The sequence below is a fragment of the Lunatibacter salilacus genome (assembly GCF_009797935.1).
GTDB classification, from domain to species: Bacteria; Bacteroidota; Bacteroidia; order Cytophagales; family Cyclobacteriaceae; genus Lunatibacter; species Lunatibacter salilacus.
The window spans coordinates 390,890-413,847 of sequence record NZ_VOLC01000001.1 but is presented as its reverse complement, the minus strand read 5'-3'; the positions used below and the strand labels follow the sequence as shown (position 1 = coordinate 413,847).

At 42.5% G+C, this 22,958-nt stretch carries 18 protein-coding genes; 13 read left to right on the top strand and 5 right to left on the bottom strand.

Annotated elements, in window-relative coordinates; all coding sequences use genetic code 11:
• Positions 1-69: 69 nt before the first annotated feature.
• Positions 70-1,548, bottom strand: a complete 1,479-nt coding sequence (gene guaB, locus FQ608_RS01670) for an IMP dehydrogenase (RefSeq protein ID WP_158856063.1) — start codon at positions 1,546-1,548, stop codon at positions 70-72.
• 250 nt (positions 1,549-1,798) lie between these two features.
• On the bottom strand, positions 1,799-3,007 hold the full coding sequence (locus FQ608_RS01665; protein WP_158856062.1) for an RsmB/NOP family class I SAM-dependent RNA methyltransferase: 1,209 nt from the start codon (positions 3,005-3,007) through the stop codon (positions 1,799-1,801).
• A 139-nt stretch (positions 3,008-3,146) separates the two neighbouring features.
• On the opposite strand from FQ608_RS01665, the gene FQ608_RS01660 reads away from it, so the two are divergent.
• From FQ608_RS01660 to prmC, 3 genes are read left to right on the top strand one after another with little or no spacing between them, the layout of a single operon-like run.
• On the top strand, positions 3,147-3,431 hold the full coding sequence (locus FQ608_RS01660) for a hypothetical protein (protein ID WP_158856061.1): 285 nt from the start codon (positions 3,147-3,149) through the stop codon (positions 3,429-3,431).
• Complete coding sequence (locus FQ608_RS01655; RefSeq protein ID WP_158856060.1) at positions 3,431-3,787, top strand: magnesium citrate secondary transporter; 357 nt, start codon at positions 3,431-3,433, stop codon at positions 3,785-3,787. The genes FQ608_RS01660 and FQ608_RS01655 overlap by 1 nt, the downstream gene beginning before the upstream one ends.
• Positions 3,788-3,810: 23 nt before the next feature.
• A complete protein-coding gene (prmC, locus tag FQ608_RS01650; protein WP_158856059.1) occupies positions 3,811-4,659 on the top strand; it encodes a peptide chain release factor N(5)-glutamine methyltransferase in 849 nt (282 codons plus the stop codon).
• Here the strand turns inward: prmC and FQ608_RS01645 are convergent, their stop codons facing one another.
• The gene (locus FQ608_RS01645) at positions 4,660-5,274 is read right to left on the bottom strand and encodes a thiamine pyrophosphokinase (RefSeq protein WP_158856058.1); all 615 of its coding nucleotides are present in this window, start codon (positions 5,272-5,274) and stop codon (positions 4,660-4,662) included.
• Between the two features lie 210 nt (positions 5,275-5,484).
• On the opposite strand from FQ608_RS01645, the gene FQ608_RS01640 reads away from it, so the two are divergent.
• The 5 genes from FQ608_RS01640 to FQ608_RS01620 all read left to right on the top strand — a co-directional run bounded on the left by FQ608_RS01640 (position 5,485) and on the right by FQ608_RS01620 (position 10,181).
• Positions 5,485-6,000, top strand: coding sequence for a 3-hydroxyanthranilate 3,4-dioxygenase (locus FQ608_RS01640; RefSeq protein WP_158856057.1), 516 nt, complete (start codon positions 5,485-5,487; stop codon positions 5,998-6,000).
• 379 nt (positions 6,001-6,379) lie between these two features.
• Positions 6,380-6,769: a GreA/GreB family elongation factor gene (locus tag FQ608_RS01635; protein WP_158856056.1), complete on the top strand. Its 390-nt coding sequence runs from the start codon at positions 6,380-6,382 to the stop codon at positions 6,767-6,769.
• An 11-nt stretch (positions 6,770-6,780) separates the two neighbouring features.
• Positions 6,781-7,410: a hypothetical protein gene (locus FQ608_RS01630; protein ID WP_158856055.1), complete on the top strand. Its 630-nt coding sequence runs from the start codon at positions 6,781-6,783 to the stop codon at positions 7,408-7,410.
• 93 nt (positions 7,411-7,503) lie between these two features.
• Positions 7,504-8,793 (top strand): kynureninase, encoded by a 1,290-nt coding sequence (kynU, locus tag FQ608_RS01625; protein WP_158856054.1) that lies wholly within the window; start codon positions 7,504-7,506, stop codon positions 8,791-8,793.
• 35 nt (positions 8,794-8,828) lie between these two features.
• Positions 8,829-10,181 carry an FAD-dependent oxidoreductase gene (locus FQ608_RS01620; protein ID WP_158856053.1) on the top strand — a complete coding sequence of 451 codons (1,353 nt, stop codon included), beginning with the start codon at positions 8,829-8,831 and terminating at the stop codon, positions 10,179-10,181.
• Between the two features lie 8 nt (positions 10,182-10,189).
• Here the strand turns inward: FQ608_RS01620 and FQ608_RS01615 are convergent, their stop codons facing one another.
• Positions 10,190-11,104: a 1-aminocyclopropane-1-carboxylate deaminase/D-cysteine desulfhydrase gene (locus tag FQ608_RS01615; protein ID WP_158856052.1), complete on the bottom strand. Its 915-nt coding sequence runs from the start codon at positions 11,102-11,104 to the stop codon at positions 10,190-10,192.
• Between the two features lie 63 nt (positions 11,105-11,167).
• Here FQ608_RS01615 and FQ608_RS01610 point away from each other — a divergent pair, with 63 nt between their 5' ends.
• From FQ608_RS01610 to FQ608_RS01590, 5 genes are all read left to right on the top strand, one after another.
• Positions 11,168-12,211 (top strand): RluA family pseudouridine synthase, encoded by a 1,044-nt coding sequence (locus FQ608_RS01610; RefSeq protein ID WP_158856051.1) that lies wholly within the window; start codon positions 11,168-11,170, stop codon positions 12,209-12,211.
• A gap of 464 nt (positions 12,212-12,675) precedes the next feature.
• Positions 12,676-17,016, top strand: coding sequence for a hypothetical protein (locus FQ608_RS01605; RefSeq protein WP_158856050.1), 4,341 nt, complete (start codon positions 12,676-12,678; stop codon positions 17,014-17,016).
• A gap of 103 nt (positions 17,017-17,119) precedes the next feature.
• Positions 17,120-18,148, top strand: coding sequence for a phenylalanine--tRNA ligase subunit alpha (gene pheS, locus FQ608_RS01600; RefSeq protein ID WP_158856049.1), 1,029 nt, complete (start codon positions 17,120-17,122; stop codon positions 18,146-18,148).
• A 294-nt stretch (positions 18,149-18,442) separates the two neighbouring features.
• Positions 18,443-19,321 carry a sugar phosphate isomerase/epimerase family protein gene (locus FQ608_RS01595; RefSeq protein WP_158856048.1) on the top strand — a complete coding sequence of 293 codons (879 nt, stop codon included), beginning with the start codon at positions 18,443-18,445 and terminating at the stop codon, positions 19,319-19,321.
• Between the two features lie 14 nt (positions 19,322-19,335).
• Positions 19,336-22,185, top strand: coding sequence for a PVC-type heme-binding CxxCH protein (locus tag FQ608_RS01590; RefSeq protein WP_158856047.1), 2,850 nt, complete (start codon positions 19,336-19,338; stop codon positions 22,183-22,185).
• 7 nt (positions 22,186-22,192) lie between these two features.
• Here the strand turns inward: FQ608_RS01590 and FQ608_RS01585 are convergent, their stop codons facing one another.
• The gene (locus tag FQ608_RS01585) at positions 22,193-22,954 is read right to left on the bottom strand and encodes a LytR/AlgR family response regulator transcription factor (RefSeq protein ID WP_158856046.1); all 762 of its coding nucleotides are present in this window, start codon (positions 22,952-22,954) and stop codon (positions 22,193-22,195) included.
• Between the last annotated feature and the right edge of the window lie 4 nt (positions 22,955-22,958).

The window sequence follows — 22,958 nt, the reverse complement described above, 5'->3', positions numbered from 1 at the left end:
AAATATTTCTTTCAAATCAAAAAAAGCCTCAGAATTAGTCCTGAGGCTTTTAGTTGGGGCTTATAATTTTTACATTTTCGCACTATAGTTGGGTGCCTCACGGGTGATGTTTACATCATGTGGATGCGATTCCCGCACCCCAGCAGCTGTGATCTTGACAAATTTCCCATCCAGTTGGAGTCGCTCTATGGTAGGGGTACCGCAGTATCCCATACCTGCCTGAAGTCCGCCTACTAGCTGATACAGAACTTCAGAGACCAACCCTTTGAAAGCTACCCGGCCTACTATTCCCTCGGGAACTAGTTTTTTCACGTTTTCTTCCGCATCTTGGAAATATCTGTCCTTGGAGCCGGATTCCATGGCTTCCAAAGAACCCATTCCCCGATAAGACTTAAACTTTCTTCCCTCAAATATGATGATTTCTCCGGGGGCTTCTTCCGAACCTGCCAGGATGGATCCAATCATAACCGAATTGGCGCCAGCCGCAATGGCTTTAACCAAATCCCCGGAATAACGAATGCCTCCATCGGCAATGACACATACCCCAGTACCTTTTAGTGCTTCCGCACATTCAAATACTGCAGAAAGTTGGGGTACGCCTACACCGGCAATAACCCGGGTGGTACATATACTGCCCGGGCCCACACCCACCTTTACCGCGTCTGCGCCGGCTTCAGCTAAGGCCTTCGCGGCTTCAGGAGTAGCGATATTTCCAACCACCACATCCAAATCGGGAAAAGCGGCTTTTATTTTTTTGCAAGCTTCAATGACCCCCCTCGAATGTCCATGAGCAGTATCGATGGATACTACATCGACTCCAGCATTTTTAAGTGCTTCTACCCGATCTACGATATCCGCAGTTACTCCTACAGCTGCACCAACCCGCAAACGGCCAAATTCGTCCTTGCAAGCATGGGGTTTATCCCTTCGTTTGAGTATATCCTTATAGGTTATTAATCCGGTAAGCCGTCGCTCATCGTCAACGATAGGAAGTTTTTCGATCTTAAATTCCTGGAGAATTTCCTCAGCTTGCTCCAGGCTAATACCTGCTTTGGCAGTAATTAGGTTTGTAGTGGTCATGATCTCCCGTATAGGTCGATTCATGTCTTTGATAAACCGGAGATCCCGGTTGGTGATGATGCCTTTTAGAAACCTGTCTGCATCCACTACGGGAATACCTCCAATATTGAATTCAAGCATAATGGCTACCGCATCCTTCACCCTGGAATTTATATCCAGCGTAATGGGATCCAAAATCATCCCACTTTGGGAGCGCTTTACCTTCCTGACCTGGGCTGCTTGCTTCTCGATGGACATGTTTTTGTGAATAAATCCCAAACCACCCTCTAGGGCAATGGCTATGGCCAGCTCAGCTTCGGTAACAGTGTCCATGGCAGCAGAAACCAATGGAATTTCCAGCTTAATATTTTTGGTAAGGAATGTGGAGGTGTCAGTTTCTCGGGGCAATACTTCAGAGTATCCGGGAACCAACAGCACATCATCGTAGGTGAGTGCTTCGTAGAGGAATTTATCAGAATTTCGATTCATGGCAAAAGGGTTACATAACCGTATTTGCACGTCAAAGATACTATGTTTTTACCATGCAAATCAAACATTATTAAAAATATCTATCACTTTTCTTATAAACCAACTGATCTAGGGGAATTTTCTTTGGCTCCACTGAAAGGGATTACACCAATTTTAAACATTTCTGATTTGAGATTTCTATTTATTTAACACCTAACCTTTATAAGGTTAAAGCTTGTTTAGCCCCACTTTAAACGTTCAGGCGAGAAAATTAAGTATTACTGCCACCCTCATCAGACCTCTCCAATGTCGCAAGATAAAAGCCGTCATAGCCGCTTTCGTGGGCGAGCACTTTTTTATCCCTTAGTAAATGAAAATTCTTGCCAGCCTCTGAGGCCAAAAACTGTTGAACTTGAATTTCATTTTCTTCAGGCAGGATACTGCAAGTAGCGTAGACCATTTGTCCGCCGGGACGCAAGATTGAGCTGTACTGTTGAAGGATGTCCTGTTGAATTCCCTTGACCCGCTCAATTTCCTCCAGACTGATCTTCCATTTGGTATCGGGATTTCTTCTCAGTACACCCAATCCTGAACAGGGGGCATCTAGCAGTAGCCTGTCGGCAGAGTTTTTCAGACGCTTAATTGTCTTGGTATTTTCGATTACACGTGTCTCGATTATGGATACTCCCGCCCTTCTTGCCCGCAGCTTTGTATTTTTCAATTTGTAATCCAGCACATCCATGGCGAGAATTCGTCCTTTATTTTCCATGAGAGCAGCCAAATGCAGAGATTTACCCCCTGCACCTGCACAGGCATCCACAACCCGCATACCGGGTTCTACATTTAATGCTCTAGCCACCAGTTGGGAGGAGGCATCCTGTACCTCAAAAAGTCCTTCTTTAAAGGCTGCCGATCGGAATACATTCTGACGTTCCTTTAACACCAATGCATCGGGATAATCCCGGGGCTGATAGGTAATAATCCCCTCCTCATTTAATTTATTCGCAAGGTCATGCCTGGAAATTTTCAGGGTATTAACCCGGAGCACTACATCAGCTTGGTCATTCAAGGCTGCAAGTTCCATCGGCCATTTGTCACCTAACGATGCTTTCCCAAGCTCATCCAGCCAATCGGGAATAGATGATAGCGTGGCCCTATCAGTGATCGTCCGTAGTTTTTGGAATACTTTTTTAGGATCTAATTTTGCGAATTCCTTCCATTCGGGCAACTCTTTTCCCCTCCATATCCAATAGGTGCCAAATAGGTGATACAGGTTATCGGAAGGGCTCAGTTCACCGATCAGCCTCCACCAGCGCACCATTTCGTATATTGTCTCAGCTACGAATGCCCTGTCCCTTGCTCCCCATTTGGGATGGGCCCGAAAGATCCGCTCAATGACTTTATCGGCATAGGCTTGATGGTGAAAAATTTCATCTAAGGCGTCTATTACCCCCTGTACAGTATTGGAATGCAACTTCATGTCGTTCGAATTAAATAAGTGTGCAAATATACGGAAATTGAAACGGTAACTGAGATCAGGCTTTTAACTTTACCTTCCTTGCTGCGTTTTGGTCGTTTATTGACAAAGTTTTGGCAAGGTTTTGGTATCTTTCGACACTATGGGAGAGAAAAAATGTCCTCATTGCGGAGAATGGTCCAATTGGAACCAACAATTTACAGATATTTGCGAAAACTGCGGAAAAACGCTCGGAGGGAGAGACCTAGACTACCAAGAGAAGCGTGCCGTCCAAGAACAGGAAAATAGGGAAAATTGGATTTTTTATATTAAGGAACATGACAATGACTTTGTGAAAGGCATGAAAAAAGTCGGTAACTTTTTTTATACTGTTTACATTTCCATCATTACCTTTATCGCTTGGCTTATAGCAGTTCTGCCTGGCTAATGACCGTTCTAAAAAATCCCCACTTTTGGCTACCTGCATTTCTTTTTTGGGTAAATCAATATCTGGAAAAGATTCAGAACATTTTTATACCCTTCATTCACAGTTATTTGGATGATTTGTTGGCCATGCCTGTGATTTTGGGAATTACCCTTCAGGTTTTCAGGTATATATACAGAAATAGAAAGACGTTCATTTTCACCAAAACTCAAATTTTGATAGGCACTGCATATATCAGTTTTGTATTTGAAGTGCTTTTACCACAGTGGTCTGACAGATATACTGCTGATCCATGGGATGTGCTTTGTTATGGCTTGGGCGCAGTGTATTTTTATTTCTTTATTAACCGTCAAGGGTGATCAAATACCTTTACTTTTGTAGTATGAATTCTAAGTCCAGTAGAGCACTATTTAAAAACTACACGCAGAAGCTTCAGGACCTATATGCTACGGATGAGGCAATCAGCCAAGTTCAATGGTTGTTTGAGCACTTTCTAATGATATACCGGAAGGATTTGCTGCTGGATAAAAAAATAACTGCAATTCCGGAGGGGCTGGAATTTGCCATGTCAAAACTTTTGTCAGGCACCCCTATTCAGTATGTTTTGGGAAAGGCACATTTTTATGGGAGAGATTTTTTTGTCTCACCCCATGTATTGATTCCCCGATTTGAGACGGAAGAATTGGTCCATCTAATCATTGGGGAAAACACTTTCGACGCTCCAAATATTCTTGATGTGGGGACGGGGTCGGGGTGCATTCCTATTACCCTATGGCTGGAAATACCACAGAGTAAGGTGACCGGCATTGATATCAGTCCGGAGGCAATAGCCGTCGCCTCCCAAAACGCAGGTACACTGAACGCCACCGTTGATTTCCTTCAGGTAGATATCCTTCAGGACGAAATCCCTACTGGTCCTTGGGATATCATCGTAAGTAATCCTCCCTATGTACGGAACTTGGAAAAGGAGGCGATGCATCAAAATGTATTAGATCATGAACCAGCACTTGCACTTTTCGTATCCGACGAAGACCCGCTATTGTTCTATCGGGTAATTACCCAAAAATCAACTCGTAACCTTAACGCCGGCGGTAAGCTTTATTTTGAAATCAACGAAGGTTTTGGCCCTGAGACTAAGCTACTACTTGAACAAAAAGGGTTTGTTGACGTGACCATCCATCGGGATTTGCAGGGAAAGAATCGGATGGTTCGAGGGACTTGGTTAGGGTAATTAGCCTTTCAAAAACTCCCCTATCCAAAAGACTCCGTTTCCCTTAAACGTAACTAGTCCTTCTTCTACCTCCACGAATGTGGCGTGATTGATCCGGATAAGTCTGGAGCCTTTGGATGTGGTTAATTCTATAAAACTGTTTTCAGGGGCGTGTAATTGTACGGATCCAGCAGGGAGCCATTTTTTTAGTATTCCTGATTTGACGGGGTAGTATCTAATTGGGCCGTCGTAGATGACCAAATTAAGATTGGGTAACATGGGTTCAAGTTCTTTCACCTGGGTATGGTCAAAGCCCAAGATAACGACTGCGGTATGCCCCGATGCTAATAAATAGTTAAGGCCTTCATTCAAAAAACCGGCTCCTTCTGCAATTAAAAATTCTAGTGGAAACTGCTCCTCAAGCAATAGGGTATTATTCTTCACAAATTCTGCATCAGCAACCACCCTGTCAATTTTGATCCCCCAAGACAAAACCTTGTCCAAAGCATCTTGTGTGACCACCACGGTAGGGGACCATTCCAATATTTCAGAAACTAGGTCAAAGTCATAATCATCCGCATGTAGAATCATCAAGGCGGGCTCCTGTTGTTCTTTGACAAAATGGTGCGAGGACATACGACTTATTTTGAGCCCCAAATTTACCAAAAATGCGACAATCCCAAATCCCGAATAGCAATTTGATTAACTTTATAGCATAGAAAATGTAATCTTGTTTGTAAAATCTCTTAAGAAGGGAGGATGCTCCTTTTGTTATCCAATGCTTTTTTATACTTTTAGGACCTTGATCAACCCAATTTTCTAGCTTCTTTATAAATAAATTACATTATGGCAATTTCCCAACCTATTAATTTTACCCGCTGGATCGAAGAGAACAGACATTTGTTAAAGCCACCTATTGGCAACCAAATGATGTACAAGGGGAATGATGATTTTATTGTCATGGTAGTAGGAGGGCCTAATTCCCGAAAAGATTTCCACTACAATGAAGGGGAGGAGTTTTTTTATCAGGTAGAGGGAGACATTACCTTAAAGGTTGTAGACGAAGGTCAGGTGAAGGACATTTTAATAAAGGAAGGAGAAATGTTTTTATTGCCGTCCAAAACCCCCCATAGTCCTAGACGGCCGGCAAATACAATTGGACTGGTGTTCGAGCGATACAGAAAGCCCGGTGAACAAGACGGGTTTATCTGGCATTGTGAAAATTGTGGAAATAAACTTTATGAGGAATATGCGGTAGTAACTGATATCGTAAACCAACTGCCTCCTATCATGGAGCGTTTCTGGAGCAGTCCTGACCATACCACCTGTAAATCCTGCGGCACGGTGATGTCAAAAAGTTGAGTGAGTGCAAATCCAACGATTTTCGTTTGGTGATCTATAAGATTTCTGGAATTAGATATAATCCCCTGAATTGGAATTATTTATATGATTATTTAGTTTCCTATTTAAACCGTTTGTTTTAGTTTAAATCTTGACTATCTTTGGAGAGATCAGGATCAACCCATGGCGTTTACACCGTACATATCGCAACTTTCTTTTAAAACTTCTCCCAAACGGAGGTGTGCTGCATTGTTTTTCCGGCACAATAAAGCCTTTGTATAGGTATCCCCTGCAGATGTTATGCATGTAGGGGGCTAACGCCGCAATTTTCAAATTTCTTCTATTCTAGGAACTTCCGATGAGCAGACTCATAGGCTAATCTCCACACCCATTTATATCTATGAAACCGATATTAAAATCATCCGATTATAAAAAAATAAAATCCTTAATTTCAGACTTACCAAGACAATACCGCACACGTGAAATCGGCGAATTGCAATTGGAGATGGAAAAGGCAAACATCGTCCCTGACGAAAATATTGAAACTGACGTTATTCAGGTGAATTCTTATTTTGAAGTAACAGCAATGGATTCGGACCAACGAATTTGTTATTCCTTGGTACTTCCTGCGGACGCAGATCTCGAAAAAAAGAAAATTTCGATATTTTCAAGACTCGGAGTAGCTCTAATCGGCTTTCGTGAGGGGATGGAAATCGAATGGAAACTGCCCGGTGGGATAAAGAAATTTAAGATTGAAAAAGTGCTACAACCTTTGACTTCACCTCTTTAATCATAAGCACTATGAAATGGACATACAGTATTAAAAATAAAATAAGGGCTGCGATGCTCCTTTTTATCGTATTGGCTTTGGTACTTTTGAATAATTTTTCGGAAAGAAATAATTCATCTAAGATCAACAAGGCCATCCATTCCATTTATGATGACCGACTAATTGCCGAAAGTTATATATTCCGATATCTAAACAACTCCCATCAGATCATCGAGCTTATAGATGAACCATCTTTATTAGGAACTGAGAAGCTGGAGGAGATTAGAAATAGACTGGCTAATGTCAGGGAGATAAATGGCTTTTTTGAGCAGACTACTTTGACAAATTTGGAAAAAACTGATTATCTGGAATTAAAACGGCTTTATTTTGAGATTAATCAGGCTGTATTGGACGGTAATTTGGAACAGGCAAAAAATATAGCCAAGGAAACTTTAGGGATACTTGAACTGCTTTCTGAGATTCAGCTCACTGAGGCGAAAAATCAGATTCAAGAAATAAATCGGCTTAACAGTTCTATCACGCTTAATTCCCATTTCGAAATAGCAGTGCTGATCATTATAGGTGTTTGGATCCAAGGACTGGTATTTGCTTCAAATACCCTAAAAGGGGGGAAACCTCAGCAAGATCCTTCTTTAAATTAAAAAGGAATGTACTAATTTTTGGGAATTTAGCTTGGATTTCTTTTATATTTGTCTGGATTTTTGTTCAAGTAATCCTATTTCCTACATCGTTACATGCCAGCTAATTTCTTTGAGTATTCACTTGAATTTGCCCAGAAAATGGATATGGCTGATCCAGTAGGTAAGTTCAAAGAGAATTTTTTTATACCTGAAATTGGTGGAAAACAGACAATATACTTCTGTGGAAACTCCTTGGGCTTACAACCTAAAACTGTACAGGCATATATTCAGGAGGAGCTTGATTCATGGGCTACTCGAGGTGTTGAGGGGCATTTTGTGGGTGGGAATCCATGGCTGTATGCCAGAAAAAAATCAAAGCACGCACTTGCCAAGCTCTTAGGTGCCAATGAATCTGAGGTAGTTGCCATGAACAGCCTAAGCTCCAATTTGCACCTGCTTTTGGTTTCTTTTTACCGTCCCACCAAAACGAAATTTAAAATTCTTACAGAAGCAGGCGCCTTCCCTTCTGATCAATATATACTGGAATCACAGGCTCGATTTCACGGATTTAATCCAGAGGAAGCTATTTTGGAAATTAGTCCAAGAGATAATGAGCATACCCTGCGAACGGAGGATATTTTGGTGCAATTAGCCCTTCGGCAAAGCGAAATAGCCCTTGTGATGCTTTCTGGAATCCAATATTATACAGGTCAGCTTTTTGATATGAAGGCCATTAGTGAGGCAGCTCATCAGTTTGATATTCCAGTTGGATTTGATTTGGCACATGCCATTGGCAATGTCCCGTTGGAACTTCACGACTGGAATGTTGATTTTGCTACCTGGTGCAGCTACAAGTACCTCAATGCTGGACCGGGAAATGTTTCGGGAATTTTTGTGCACGAAAAGCATGGAAATTCCAGTCAAATTCCACGGTTTGCAGGGTGGTGGGGACATGACGAAGATGAGCGATTTCTAATGAAAAAGGGCTTTAGCCCCATGTCTGGGGCCGATGGCTGGCTTTTGTCCAATGACAACGTTCTGGGGCTCGCCGCGCTGCAAGCTTCTCTAGATATCTTTGATAAAACCTCAATATTGGAATTAAGAAAGAAAAGTGAACTATTAACTAGCTATTTGGAGTTTTTAATATATCAAATTAGCAATACAACCCATCTACTAGAAATCATAACTCCTTCTGAATCAAATAAAAGAGGCTGTCAACTCTCTCTTCTTTTCCGAAAGCGTGGAAAAGAGATATTTGATAGTTTGTCATCTGCTGGCGTAGTTGCCGATTGGCGTAATCCCAATGTAATGCGCTTAGCCCCTGTCCCACTTTACAATAGTTTTGAAGATATTTATAATTTCGCCAAGGTTTTTGAAACATCTGTTAGAAAATCCGATTTATAGTTTATCCTAATCAAACCAACCGAACCGTATAAATCATGAAAAATCAAATCAGCATACTTGGTGCCGGCCTTATCGGTTCGTTACTGGGAATATATCTCAAGAAAAAAGGCCTGGAAACTTCCATTTACGAAAAGCGGAAGGACTGGCGACAAAATCATACCTCTTCCGAAGGCAGGTCTATAAATATGGCTCTCAGCTTTAGAGGCTGGAAAGCGTTGGAGAAAGCTGGGGTAAAGGAAAAAGTGGAGCCTTTCACTATCCCCATGTATGGCAGGAGAATCCATGATGAACATGGAACTACTTATTGTCAACCTTATGGAAAAGATAATGAAGCCATTTATTCGATTTCAAGAAATGTTCTGAATGGTATTCTTCTCGATGAGGCTGAAAAGGCCGGGGTCAACATGTACTTTGAACATACAGTGGAGGATGTAGATGTTCATCAGAATGTGGTTACTTTTTCCCTTCCAGATCAAGAAAAAAAACAGTTGGATGCTTCTGTAATTATCGGATCAGATGGAGCTTTCTCTTCGCTGAGAAATGCCATGCAACGTCAGACGAGGTTTAATTTCAGCCAGCAATATATTTCTCACGGCTATAAAGAATTAACCATTCCGGCAACGGATGAGGGGGAATTTGCCATGGATCCAAATGCGCTCCATATATGGCCAAGAGGTAATTTTATGCTCATTGCACTACCCAATATTGACAAGTCATTCACTTGTACGCTTTTCTTGCCATTTGAAGATTCGATTGTTTCTTTTGATAAGATACGGGATGATTTGGATGTAATTCATATTTTTCAGACGTATTTCAACGATGCGTATCAGCTGATGCCAAATCTGACATCTGAATACTCCACAAATCCAACTGCATCACTTGTCAATACAGAATGCTACCCGTGGACGGTAAACAGTTGCCTCCTGATCGGCGATGCCGCCCATGCCATAGTCCCCTTCTACGGCCAAGGCATGAACTGTGGATTTGAAGATTGTTATATTTTAAATGGTTTGATCGAAAAATATGGGACATTTTCCTGGGATTTGGTATTTGAGAAATTCCAAAAGTCAAGAAAACCCGACACTGATGCCATCTGCCAATTGGCAATGGATAATTTCAAGGAAATGAGTGATAGTGTATCCGACCCGAAGTTTCTAATTCGCAAGAAAATCGAAGCGAAACTTCATGAATTGTTTCCTCAAGAATGGGTGCCTTTGTACAGCATGGTGACATTTTCTGATATCAAATATTCAGAGGCTTATGCACAGGGAAAAATCCAAGCCGCAGTACTCGACAAGGTCATGAGCGATCCTTTGATTGCCCAAAAATGGAAAAACCTCGACTATCATGCCATCCTTAACAAAGTAGAGACTTCAAAGGCAGTTTAACAGTGTTGTCAGGGGTAAAGGGAGAAACCAAACCGGGCTTCGAATCCCTTTATCCCTTGCAATCCCCCTGAATGAATGATTAGAATTTTACTTTTAGTGGGAAAGTATCCACCCCGGATCTTATCAAATAGCCCGTAAACCATTTTACCTGTGTATATTGGGTCTAGGGGTATACCTGTGTGCTTGTAAAAGTCCTGCATGAACGTTATTAAGTATCGGCTATGTTTTGCATAGCCACCAAAATGGTAATCAGTTACAATATCCAAGGAACACTTTGGAGTTATATTGTGCGTCTCCAATAACTTTCGGATTGATTCCTTTATAAAATCTCCTTTGAGAGCTGAAAAACCCAAAACCGATTGATGTGCCAAGGCTGATGCGGTTATCCCGGCAATCGTTCCCCCAGTGCCTACGCAGACGGCTACATGTGTGGCGTCAGCATGTTCTGTATGAAGAATTTCTTTACACCCCAAGATGGCAAGGGAATTGGTGCCTCCTTCAGGAATCACATACACGGGACCAAACCTTCTGCGTAAATCATCCAATATTTGGGCCTCTTCCTTTTTCTTATAGGTATTTCTATCCATGGGATATAGCACCATTCCAGACTTCTCAGCGGTGTCCAATGTGGGATTGAGGGGGCGGATTATTTCTCCCCTAATGACTCCGACCGTATCCATATTGAAAAGTTTGCCGGCCGCCGCCATAGCATAAATATGGTTGGAATACGCTCCTCCAAATGTTAGAATCCGCCGGAAGCCTTTGTCTTGGGCGTCCATTAGGTTATGGCGCAGTTTGAAAAATTTATTTCCTGATAAATCGGGATGTACCAAGTCTAACCGAAGAATAGATACTGAAACATTTTTTTCATGGAAAAGGGGGAAGGACAGCGTCTGGGTTGGGATTTCGTTGGTTTTCAGCACGGGTTCGAGGGAATATTATTCAAATTTATAAAAATCTCAATGATCAAGGGTTAATTTTGCATTATGGTTGAAGATTTTGAATCAGACGATGACGGTGGAGAAGAAGAGGAATCTTTTGTATCCCAACATACAATTACAGTGGACAAGGGTCAGGATGCAATAAGACTGGACCGATTCCTTACAGACAAAACAGCCAATGCCAGCCGAAACAAAATTCAGCAGGCCATTGATTCTGGAGTGGTAAAAGTGAATGACCTCCCTTCGAAGGCAAATTATAAAATTAAGCCCGGGGACGTAATAACCTACTGGGTTGCACGGCAAAACAAACATACCGATGTTCTTCCTGAGCCTATCCCGTTGGATATTATCTACGAGGATGATGAATTGCTGGTTGTCAACAAACCTGCAGGCATGGTAGTCCATCCGGCCCATGGAAACTGGACTGGGACATTGGTAAATGGTCTAGCTTACCATTTTAAACAGCTGCCTGAGCTGCCTGGCAATTCTGGACGTCCCGGCCTTGTGCACCGTATAGACAAAGATACAAGCGGACTATTGGTAATTGCAAAATCAGAGGTGGCAATGGCCCATCTGGCCCAACAGTTTTACGATCATAGTATAGAAAGGACTTACTTGGCGCTGGTTTGGGGAGAACCGGCTACAGAATCGGGAACGGTAGATATGCCAGTAGGTAGAAGTGCGAAAAACCGAAAATTAATGGACACCTTTCCAGAAGGTGACTATGGAAAACATGCCATTACCCATTGGCAGGTTGTTAAACGCTTGCGTTATGTTTCGCTCCTTTCCTGCAAACTAGAAACAGGTAGGACCCATCAAATTCGCATTCACCTCAAACACCTTGGACACCCACTTTTCAATGATGCCGCATATGGAGGGGATAAAATTCGAAAAGGAACTCAGTTTTCCAAATACAAAATGTTTATCCATAATTGTTTTAAAATAATCCCCCGTCAGGCTTTACATGCCAAATCCTTGGGGTTTATTCACCCAAAAACTGGAGAATTTATGTATTTTGAATCCCCACTGCCTCAAGACATGGAGGATGTTTTACAAAAATGGGAGGAATATGTACAGCATGTGCCTTAATATGGGTTATGGAATCAATAAAAAGATCTCCTTAAAAGATTGACTAATTATTGAATTAATAATAATCAATCGGTTTTATTCGCTATCCTGTAAAAAATTGTCTTTTTTTATCAAATAATTTTCTTAAAAAGAAGCTTTTGTTACATTTGGAGCATCAAAAGCGGATGCGCTTTACATACTGTAGGATGTTGAAATTGGCAGACAAGCCCTCCTGTCTCGGGGGTGAAGGATCCGGTAGCTAATACTGGTGTACAGGATAAAGCACACATCGAGCTCAATGTGTTGCCTAACTGCTTCGTGGAGGTTCGAGTCCTTCTCCTACAGCTAACTAATAGTCAAGGGAAACGTTTAGGACTGAAAGATAGCTACCTTTCAAATAAATGTTTCCTTTTTTTTGTTGATCAAAAGAGAATGAGTGTTTTTTTGAATTATATTAATTTAATTTTGTGCTTCATTGATCTCTTATGCGTATTTCCCCTGAGCAAAAACTCTTATTTACCAATCGGCTAAAGAAGTACCTGAAAGTTGCAGCAGTAGCATTATCGATTCTTCTTTTGCTTCAGGTTGTAGTATATTTTGGGTCGAATTTTTTGTTAAGAGGATATATTCAGCAGCAAGTCGAAAACGTTTCGGATGGAAAATACAAAGTGGATTTTGAAGAGTTTCACCTTTCCCTGTTTGAAAGAGGCTTCTATATCAATGGATTTACCTTAGATCCGGTGGATCCGGTTCTGTTTGAAAAAGAAGACATCCCTTTTTACCGAGTCAGCACGCCAGAATTCAGTATAAAGAAGATCGGATTTAGCTTTAAGAATCGGATTCTTACAATTGGCGAAATCCGTCTTCAAAAACCAGTTGTTGAGTCACGGCAATCCACGGATGAATTGGAAATTACTTCGGAGACAACTCCTCTTCGACAACTTGAGATTGAAGTTCAGCGTTCGCTGGGGGAGAATTTAAAAGATATCGTCATAAAGGAAATTTTTATTGACAATGCGGATTTGTTGTTGGTGAATTTTATCAGTCAGAAGTCAATCAAGGCAGATGAGACCAACCTGTACGTACGAAATTTAAAACTTGCCCAAACGGCCCAACCCATTCCATTCAATGCGGACGGTTTTGTGTTCGACCTGAAAAATTTCGAAATTCTCCTCGCTGACAGCATTCATACCGTTTCGGCTACAGCGGTTAGCATATCTTCACTGGACAATAGAATCACGGCAGAGCGAGTAATCATTTCTCCGGACTTTGATAAACCTTCCGACACATATTACGAAATTGAACTGGACAATTTAGAACTGACTGATGCAGATATTGATCAAATGTTCTATACTTCAGATGTAGGTATCGGTACCTTAAAGCTTGAGGGTCCCACATTTACGCTATATACAGACAGAATCAACAGTGGGGAAGTGAAAAGTGATACCCAGCTGTATGAATTGATTGAGGATATTCTTGCTTCGATTTCCATCAATAACCTGAATATCCGATCTGGAAATTTTCTTCAGCGGGGAATTTCTGATCCCAATAAAAACAGGATTGAGGCAGAAGACATTTGGTTTAAAATGCAGCGGGTTTACATAGGCCCGGATGAATTGCGGCGCCAAAATCAGTTTTTTTATGCCGGGGACGCTGAGTTGGACATTTCAAAAGTTCGATTGGCCCTTGCTGATGGCATACATTGGGTCTCAGGAGAGAATATGTACATCTCTTCCATTTCCGATAAAGTTTCGATGGAAAAAATTCAGTTGACTGGAATTTATGATGAAAACAATATCCCGGACATCACCCTTTTTGAGATTGAAGTCCCTTACCTTAATTTCACCAAGGCAAATTTGAGGAAGATTTACAATGAAAACATAGTTGATATCGAGGAAATGACCATTACCTCGCCAGATGTTATTCTGAAAGACCTCCAGGGCAGTGGGGCAAAAAGCAGTGGCAACCCCCTTCGTGACCTTACTAAGGATTTCCTAACGGGCGTTTATGTCAAGCGCCTTGAAATAACAGAGGGAAGCCTGATTCTCGACAACCATATTCGTGTCCGCCAGGATAGTCTTTCCTTTGGAAAGATCAACCTCGTTTTGGAAAATTTCCAGTTAGACGAAACCATTATCACAGAACAAACCGATAAAATCTTTTTTGCCGATGATTTGAGGCTGGAGATTGAGGACTACGCACTGAAACTCTCCGACAACCTACATCTATTTTCATCTGACAGGATCCTGATTGATACCCAGCTGGACTTAATTGATATTGAAGGATTTCATTTAAAGCCCTCCGCAACTAACGATGTAATTGGATTATTGTCCCGGTATGGGCGAACAACTATGTTGGATATCGAAATCCCCCGGTTTACCGCAAAAGGCGTAGACATCAATAAAGCGTACTTTGACGAAGAACTTTTGGTTAAACACATAGATATTCCCTCCCCAGTCATACAGTGGATAAAATACATTCAAAAATCTGACGAAGAAGAAGACACTGAATCCGTCAAAATGGAGCGCGCAGATATTTTGAATTTACTTACTGCATATTTCAATACCGTCAAAGTGGATTCATTAACACTGGAGGATGGCTCTTTTATCTATGACAACTTCGCCAACGAAAATTTCCGATCCTTTGCCGAAAACGATATTTCCATAAGCATAAAAAATTTCTACCTGGATGAAAACGTTGACCTCTTAGATTCCCGGACGCTTTTTTCTGAGGAAGTGGACGTGAATTTAAACAATTATGTTTTTAACATCGCTGATGGAAAGTATACCGTAGTTGCGGATCGTATAGCGTTCAACTCAGCCAAAGAAGAAATCAGCACATTCAATGTACGCCTTCGTCCCCAACGGGATATTGATTCTAAAGTTTCCATTAGCGCAACCATTCCCAACATGAGTATAACGGGTGTGGACCTGGAGGCGTTTCTTTTTGAAAACACGCTTGCACTTGATAAACTCAGCTTATCAGAAGCGGATGTTAATCTAATTATAAATAGGGAAGTTGACGAGGACAATGAGGGGGAAAGAACAGTAAGACGAAGTACGCGAAACCTCCCCAAGACTATAGATATTGTAAAAGTAGATGAGATAAATGCAGAAAACGCCAAATTGAATATTTCTTATGATGAGGAGGGTAAGAATATCGAACTCATCAAAACGGGCTTAAATCTGACTCTTTTTGGATTTATGCTCGACTCTGCAAAACTAGCTCAGGGAGATATCGCCGCGTTTTTTAATAACATGGCCATGGACGTGGATAATTTTACCCTCGCTTTAAGAGACAGCATCCATACCGTAAACTTTTCTAAAATTGAACTGAATACCCAGGGCGATGAAATTACCCTCGAAAACCTCAACATCATCCCGCAAAGCCTTATCGGGAACATAGGTATTCCCATTATTGCCGCAAGCATACCTAAAGTCACCATCCGAACCCAATCGTTAAAGAGTTTCCAGCGAACCGGAGATCTAGATATTACAAGCATCATATTTACGAATCCCGATGTCACCTTATATCTAGACCGAAATGAAGTTACTTCCATAGTAAAACCCGAAGAGGCGGAAGAAAAATTAAGACAAAAAATCATTGAGGTCCTCAATATTGACTCCTTTGAAATTTTGGGGGGTAAACTTAGCATCCGTGAAAAAAATTCGAACGAGTCCCTGAATTCCTTTGGCAACATCAGCATTTTGTTGAAAGACCTCAATTTCAACTTGACCGAACAACAAACCATTGACAGCAAATTTCTACTTAACAATGACTATCAATTTGAGCTGACCGACTATGAAATCAAATTGCCTGACAGCCTGAACCTGATTTATATCGGTAAAATTCTCCTTTCCGAGAAACAGCTTGAGCTCCAAGATTTTTCCTATATGCCTCGTTATGGTAAGTTCGAATACAGCAGAAAGGTAGGTTTGAGTGTGGACGTTGCCGAGCTACAGGTGGAAAAAATCCTGCTCGACGAGTTTAATTTGGACGAATTTATCAACCATAAAAAAATCATAGCCAACTCCATGCAGGTTTTCAACCCGAAGGCGGTAATTTTTAAAGACAAACGTATGCCGCCAAAGGAGGAGGTTCTGAAAAAGATGCCCCAAGAATTACTGATTGAAATATCCTCGGAGGTCAATATAGGTCACATTGAGGTGTTTAATGGGAATATCCAATATGAAGAATTTCCCGAAAAAGGGATGATACCGGGACTGATCGAATTTGCCAATCTCAACGCAACTCTTGATCCGTTTATCTTGGCAAACGGGGATATGGAAAATAACAAGATGCACTTGAATGGGTCCCTACTTCTCAATGGACAGGCCCAACTCAATGTAAATTCCGTCTTTGGGTTTAAAGCTCCATATCCTATACATGTGGAAGCTTCAATCGGTGAATTTGAACTCTCACTCATTAATTCGATTTTAGAAAGCAATGCCTTTGTGACTGTAGAAAGCGGGATTATACGTGGAGGCGAATGGAATTTTACGGCTGATGATAATCATGCTATCGGTTCTATGTCCTTACGTTACAATGACTTGAAGGTGCGACTTTTGGACGAAAGAACCTTGGAGCATGGAACAGGCAGGAAAAAAATCCTCACCTTTGTGGTCAATGCATTGGCCTTAAGGAGCAATAACCCACGGAAGCTCTTTAATAGACTGATTACTTCAACGATTTATGAGCCAAGGGATAAAACCAAATTTGTGTTTAATTATCTCTGGAAAGCAACTTTCTCGGGATTGATGGGCAGTTCTGGGATTTCCCAACCCAAAATACCGCGGAAGGAGGAGGAAGAATCGCAAGAGCCTTAAAAACAGACTTTATCCTGTAAATTCGCACACATGTGACCATTAAAATAGCTGTCCCCAATTTTTTTTTTTTAGATTTGCACCTTATATAATATGCCGTTGCTCTATGCCTACTGATAAGATTAAGCAAATATTAGCTGAAATATCCTCTGCCACTGTCACTTCCCCGGACGAATTAGAAGCTTACCGGATGCGCTTTATCAGTAAGAAAAGTGTGGTAGGAGAGTTGTTTGCCATGATGCGGGACATACCCAATGAGCAGAAAAAGGATTTTGGGCAGCATATAAATGGTGTAAAACAAGCAGCTGAGGACAAATTTCAGGAGCTAATACAAGCTTTGAATCAGGGTACAAAAAAAGGTAACACCGAAGGCTTGGACTTGACCCTTCCACCAAGTAATTTACCCGTTGGGGGAATACATCCTTTGACAGCCACGCGGCAGCGGATCATAGAGATATTTGAAAGGATTGGTTTCAATCTTTCCGAAGGTCCGGAAATTGAAGATGACTGGCACAACTTTACGGCATTAAATTTTCCAGAAAATCACCCGGCAAGGGAAATGCAGGATACATTCTTTATAGAAAAAAATCCAGATGTGGCCCTTCGTACTCACACCTCTTCGGTGCAGGTAAGGGTCATGGAAAACGAAAAGCCCCCCATTAGGACGCTTTCCCCCGGAAGGGTATTTCGTAACGAGGCCATATCTGCCCGGGCACATTGCATCTTCCATCAGGTTGAAGGTCTCTACGTGGATGAAAATGTAAGCTTTGCGGATCTTAAACAAACCTTATATCACTTTGCCAAAGAAATGTTCGGCAAGGAAACCAAAATAAGGTTTCGCCCCTCTTTTTTTCCATTTACCGAGCCCAGTGCGGAAATTGACATTTCCTGCCTAATCTGCGGAGGGAAAGGTTGTAATATTTGCAAGGGTTCTGGATGGGTTGAAATCGGTGGATCAGGGATGGTTGATCCCAATGTGTTGGAAAACTGCGGCATAGATTCTGAAAAGTATACTGGATTTGCTTTTGGGATGGGTATAGAGCGAATTGCCATGCTCAAATATCAGATCAATGATTTAAGGCTATTTACGGAAAACGATATCCGCTTTTTGCAGCAGTTCCGGCCCTTGCTATAGAAAAAATTTAACCGTGCGATAACACCAAAACGGTAGCAACTGATTCGTCTTGTTTTTACATTCCATTAGTCCGCCAACCTTCCAGGTTTTGGCGATTATCAGCTCGTTGTTCGAATTAAACCGGTGAAACCTAGAAGGTTTTTCTTGATATGTTACCTAAAATACTGCGGATTTTAGGTGTTCATTAAATCTTATGCTGAAAAAGCCGTTAAAGGAGAATTTTGGGTAGTTTCGTATGATCCGGGTGTTATCTTTCACGGGATTTTTCTATATTAAGGGAAATTTGATAGTAAGATGTCACTTAACGTAAACCCTTCAAGAAGATCCTTTCTCAAACGCAGTATGATCCTTAGCTTGGTCTCTACCACCCCTTGGATTAATGCAGTGGCAAGACCAATCAATCCACATTACTTGTTTGGAGCCTGCGATTGGTCCATCGGCAAGACCAGCGATGTCACCTCCTTTGCACTGGCCAAAGAAATAGGGTTGGACGGACTGCAAATCAGTTTGGGACAGGTTAGCAACAACATGCACCTCCGTCAACCTGCAATTCAAGAGGCATTTTTAAAAGCATCCCGAGACACAGGTGTTCAAATTGCCAGTATGGCTATTGGCGAATTAAATAGCGTACCGTACAAATCCGAAGCAATCACCCAGGAGTGGGTACATGACTGCATAGACGTTGCCGAAGTTTTGGGATGTCAGGTTATTTTGTTGGCATTTTTTGGAAAGGGGGATTTAAGGGATGATCCTGAAGGAAAAAGGGAGGTAATTCGCAAATTAAAAGAAGTCGCTCCAAAGGCGGAAAAACAAAACATTTACCTGGCCATAGAATCTTGGCTGAGTGCTGAGGAGCACTTGGAAATCATTGAGGCCGTTGGGTCGCCTAACGTTCGGGTGTATTATGATGTGGCCAATGCTACAGAGATGGGATATGATATCTATCGGGAAATGCGGCTACTGGGCACCCAACATATCTGTGAAATTCATGCTAAGGAAAATGGTTACCTGCTAGGGCAAGGCAAAGTTGATTTTCCAAGGGTAAAGGACACTTTACAAGAAATCGGATACACCGACTGGATTATTATCGAAGGTGCAGTTCCCAAAGGAGCCGATATGTTCCCTTCCTATGTCAGTAACAGGGCCTACCTGCACCAACTTATGAATACCTAAAATAACCACCCCTAATGAATAAGATCGCTGTTTTTGCTGCGTCCATCCTCCTATCGCTTGCGTCCTGCGTTACCCCATCAGACGAAAAGCCTCTACTATTTGTACCGGATGATTTGGAAGTGACTCTATGGGCATCCTCTCCCCAATTTTATAACCCGACCAACATAGACGTAGATATAAGGGGTAGAATATGGGTAACCGAAGCGGTAAATTATCGGGATTTCAGAAATGCAGATGGGCATATGGTCCATGAATCCGGCGATCGGATTGTTATTTTGGAGGACAGTAATGGTGACGGTAAGGCGGATGTCTCCAAGGTTTTCGTGCAGGATGAAGACCTCAGGTCTCCCTTGGGTATTGCAGTGGTAGGCAATCAGGTGATCGTTTCCTGTTCTCCCTCCATCATCATTTACACCGATGAGGACGGTGACGATATTCCGGACAAAAAGGAAGTGTTTTTGACCGGTTTTGGTGGAAGGGATCATGATCATGGATTGCACGCAGGAGTGTTGGGACCCGATGGAAAATGGTACTTTATTGCCGGTAATGCCGGGCCACACGAAGTGACTGACAAATCCGGCTTTACCTTAAGGGCAGGGAGCGTTTACAATGAATACACGCCTTACTCTACCGAAAATATCCCCAATCAGCTAAGTGACGACGGACAGGTGTACACAGGAGGTTTGATTATTCGGGTCAATCCGGATGGAACGGGTATGGAAGTGCTCTCCCATAATTACCGGAATGCATTTGAAGTGGCGGTGGACTCGTTTGGAAATATGTGGCAGAGCGACAACGATGACCAAACCGCATCTTGCCGGACCACCTGGATCATGGAAGGCAGTAATGCCGGGTTCTTCAGTGCAACTGGTGAGCGGACATGGCAGGCAGATAGAAGACCGGGTCAGACTGTGCCGGAGGCACATTGGCACCAATATGATCCCGGAGTCCTTCCAGCCGGAGATATCTACGGGGCTGGGTCTCCTACAGGTATCGTCCGAATGGAAAGTGACGCATTGGGAGAAAAATACCGGGGATTGTTGCTAGCCGCCGATGCGGGAAGAAATATCATTTTTGGGTACTACCCAACACTTTACGGTGCGGGATACCCCTTAGCCGATAGGCAAAATTTTATCTCATCCGTAGATACCGATAATATCAACTATATCTGGCACGAGGTGGAGGATGATGATACCAAATGGTTTCGCCCCAGTGACGTTGCCATAGGTACCGATGGGGCAATTTATGTTGCGGACTGGTACGATCCCATAGTAGGAGGGCATCAAATGATGGATAAGGAAGGCTATGGTAAAATTTATCGCATTGCACCGAAAAAGAAAAAGCTCTATGCGCCGACCATCTCGTTGGAAACAACAGCAGGTCAGGTACAGGCCCTGCTAAGCCCTGCCATTCACGTCCGTGCTCAGGGATATCAGGCCCTTTTGGTAAAGGGTGTACCTGTTATTCCAGAAATACTTCCTATACTCAAGGATTCAAATCCTTTCCATCGGGCTAGGGCTGTCTTTTTATTAGCAGCTTTGGGAGAAGATGGGAGAAAATATATACTTCCTTTACTGAAAGATCCGGATCCGGAGATTGCTGTGGCAACTTTTAGGGCCTTGCACCAGAATGACCGTATGCCGATCCGGGAATTGGCAAAAATAGGCTCCGTTTCAGAGCACCCGGCAGTGAGAAGGGAAGTGGCATTAGCTCTCAAGGACCTTCCTCTTACGGAATCGTTGCCTCTATTTCAGAAACTGTTAGAGGGGTATGACGGCAAAGATCCTTGGTACTTAAATGCGCTGGGTATAGGGCTACAGGGAAAGGAAAGTGAAATTTACTCGCATTTATTGACCCATTATGGCCACCCAGATCCGGAACAGTGGCCAGATGCTTTGGGCAATTTAATATTTGAACTCCATCCTGCTTTAGCATTGGATGCCATAAATGAACGAATTCATTCCCCAAAGGTAGGAAAGCAGCAGAAAGACAAAGCATTGACAACTTTAGCTTTTATGGATCATCCCCAGGCGGCAGAAGTGATGAGGCAATTGGCAGCTATAGGGGAACCTAGGCAGAAAGAGGAGGCACTTTGGTGGCTGCAATATCGCAAAACCAATAATTGGCAAGCGTATTTGATGGATTGGGAGGCTCCGGCTTCTATACTCCCGGCATCACAAGATGCTGCTTTAGCCCTAAGTCATCAAGTTGCAGATACTTTGGCATCTATCGAATCCCGACTTGAATCCGCCTCCGTTTTAGCTGAAAGTTCTCAAGGAAGGCTGCACCTTGTGTGGTTGGCCCACACCGGAAAGCTGGATGACTCCCTTAAGGAACAATTACAGCCATTGTTTGATCAGGAAATGTTTCCAGCCCATCAGGCTTTAATCCGCCAATTTTTCCCAACCCCATCAGCGTCAACTTATGAGCTGGAGAAAATCACTGCTTTGAGGGCTGATGCATCAGCAGGCAAAACCCTGGCTATTCAGCACTGCAGCGTATGCCATACAATCGGCTCCTTGGGGAATGAAATTGGTCCAGACCTGAGTAATATCCATCTCAAACTTGATCGTAAGACGCTTCTAAGTGCAATCATCCATCCCGATGAGGCGGTAGCTTTCGGGTCAGAGGCCCATCTCATTCAGTTGAAAAACGGTGCCATGCTATATGGGATTTTATTGTCCGCCGGATCTGTAGTGACGGTAATGGATAGTAGCGGTAAGCGCTATACCTTGCCTTCCTCGGCCATTGCTGCAAGGCGGCAGCTGAAGCCCAGTTTGATGCCTTCTCCGGATATTTTACAGCTTAGTTCCCAAGACATTGCCCATATTACTGCCTTCTTGTTACAACAGGGAAATGCTTAAAGATTGATCATCTGGAAAGCCAGCCTTTGAAGTCCGGAGTCCTTTCTGTGCTTACAATGCATTCTTTGGGACAGGGGGGATTCAGCTCTATTTTGATCCTGCTTCGGGAATAACTGTGCATTTGTTCGATGGCGTCAATTCCAACCAAAAAAGCCCGATTTACTCTGAAAAACCCATTTGGGTCTACCGCTTCTTGAAGATGATCCAAGGTCTCGTCCAGCACATATCTACAGCCTTCCCTGTCAACCAAAAAAACCGCTCTGTCAGCAGCAAAAATATACGCCACTTCTGCGGTTTTTATGGTTTTAATCTTATTTCCAAAAGCTACTAAAAACCGCTGTCTATACGAAATTTCCTGCTTTTTCATCATCGAAATAAGTGCCTCAATTTCCCCCATCGGACTAGCGTTTGACTCAGTCTTTAATTGCCTAAGCTTGTCCAAGGCGGCTGAGAGCGCTACTTCGTCGATTGGCTTAAGGAGGTAATCAATACTGTTTACCTTAAATGCTTTCAATGCATACTCGTGATAAGCTGTAGTAAAAATAATGGGTGAGGTGACATGTATCTGATCAAAAATCTCAAAACTGCTCCCGTCTGATAAATGGATATCCAAAAGAATCAAGTCAGGAGTGTGGCTTTGTAAATAATTGACTGCCTCTTCTACACTTCTAAGGATAGCCACGACCGTAACGTCTGGAGATACTTTCATTATCAACCGATTCAGTCGGTCAGCGGCTAGCTTTTCATCTTCTATTATTATTGTCTTCATACCT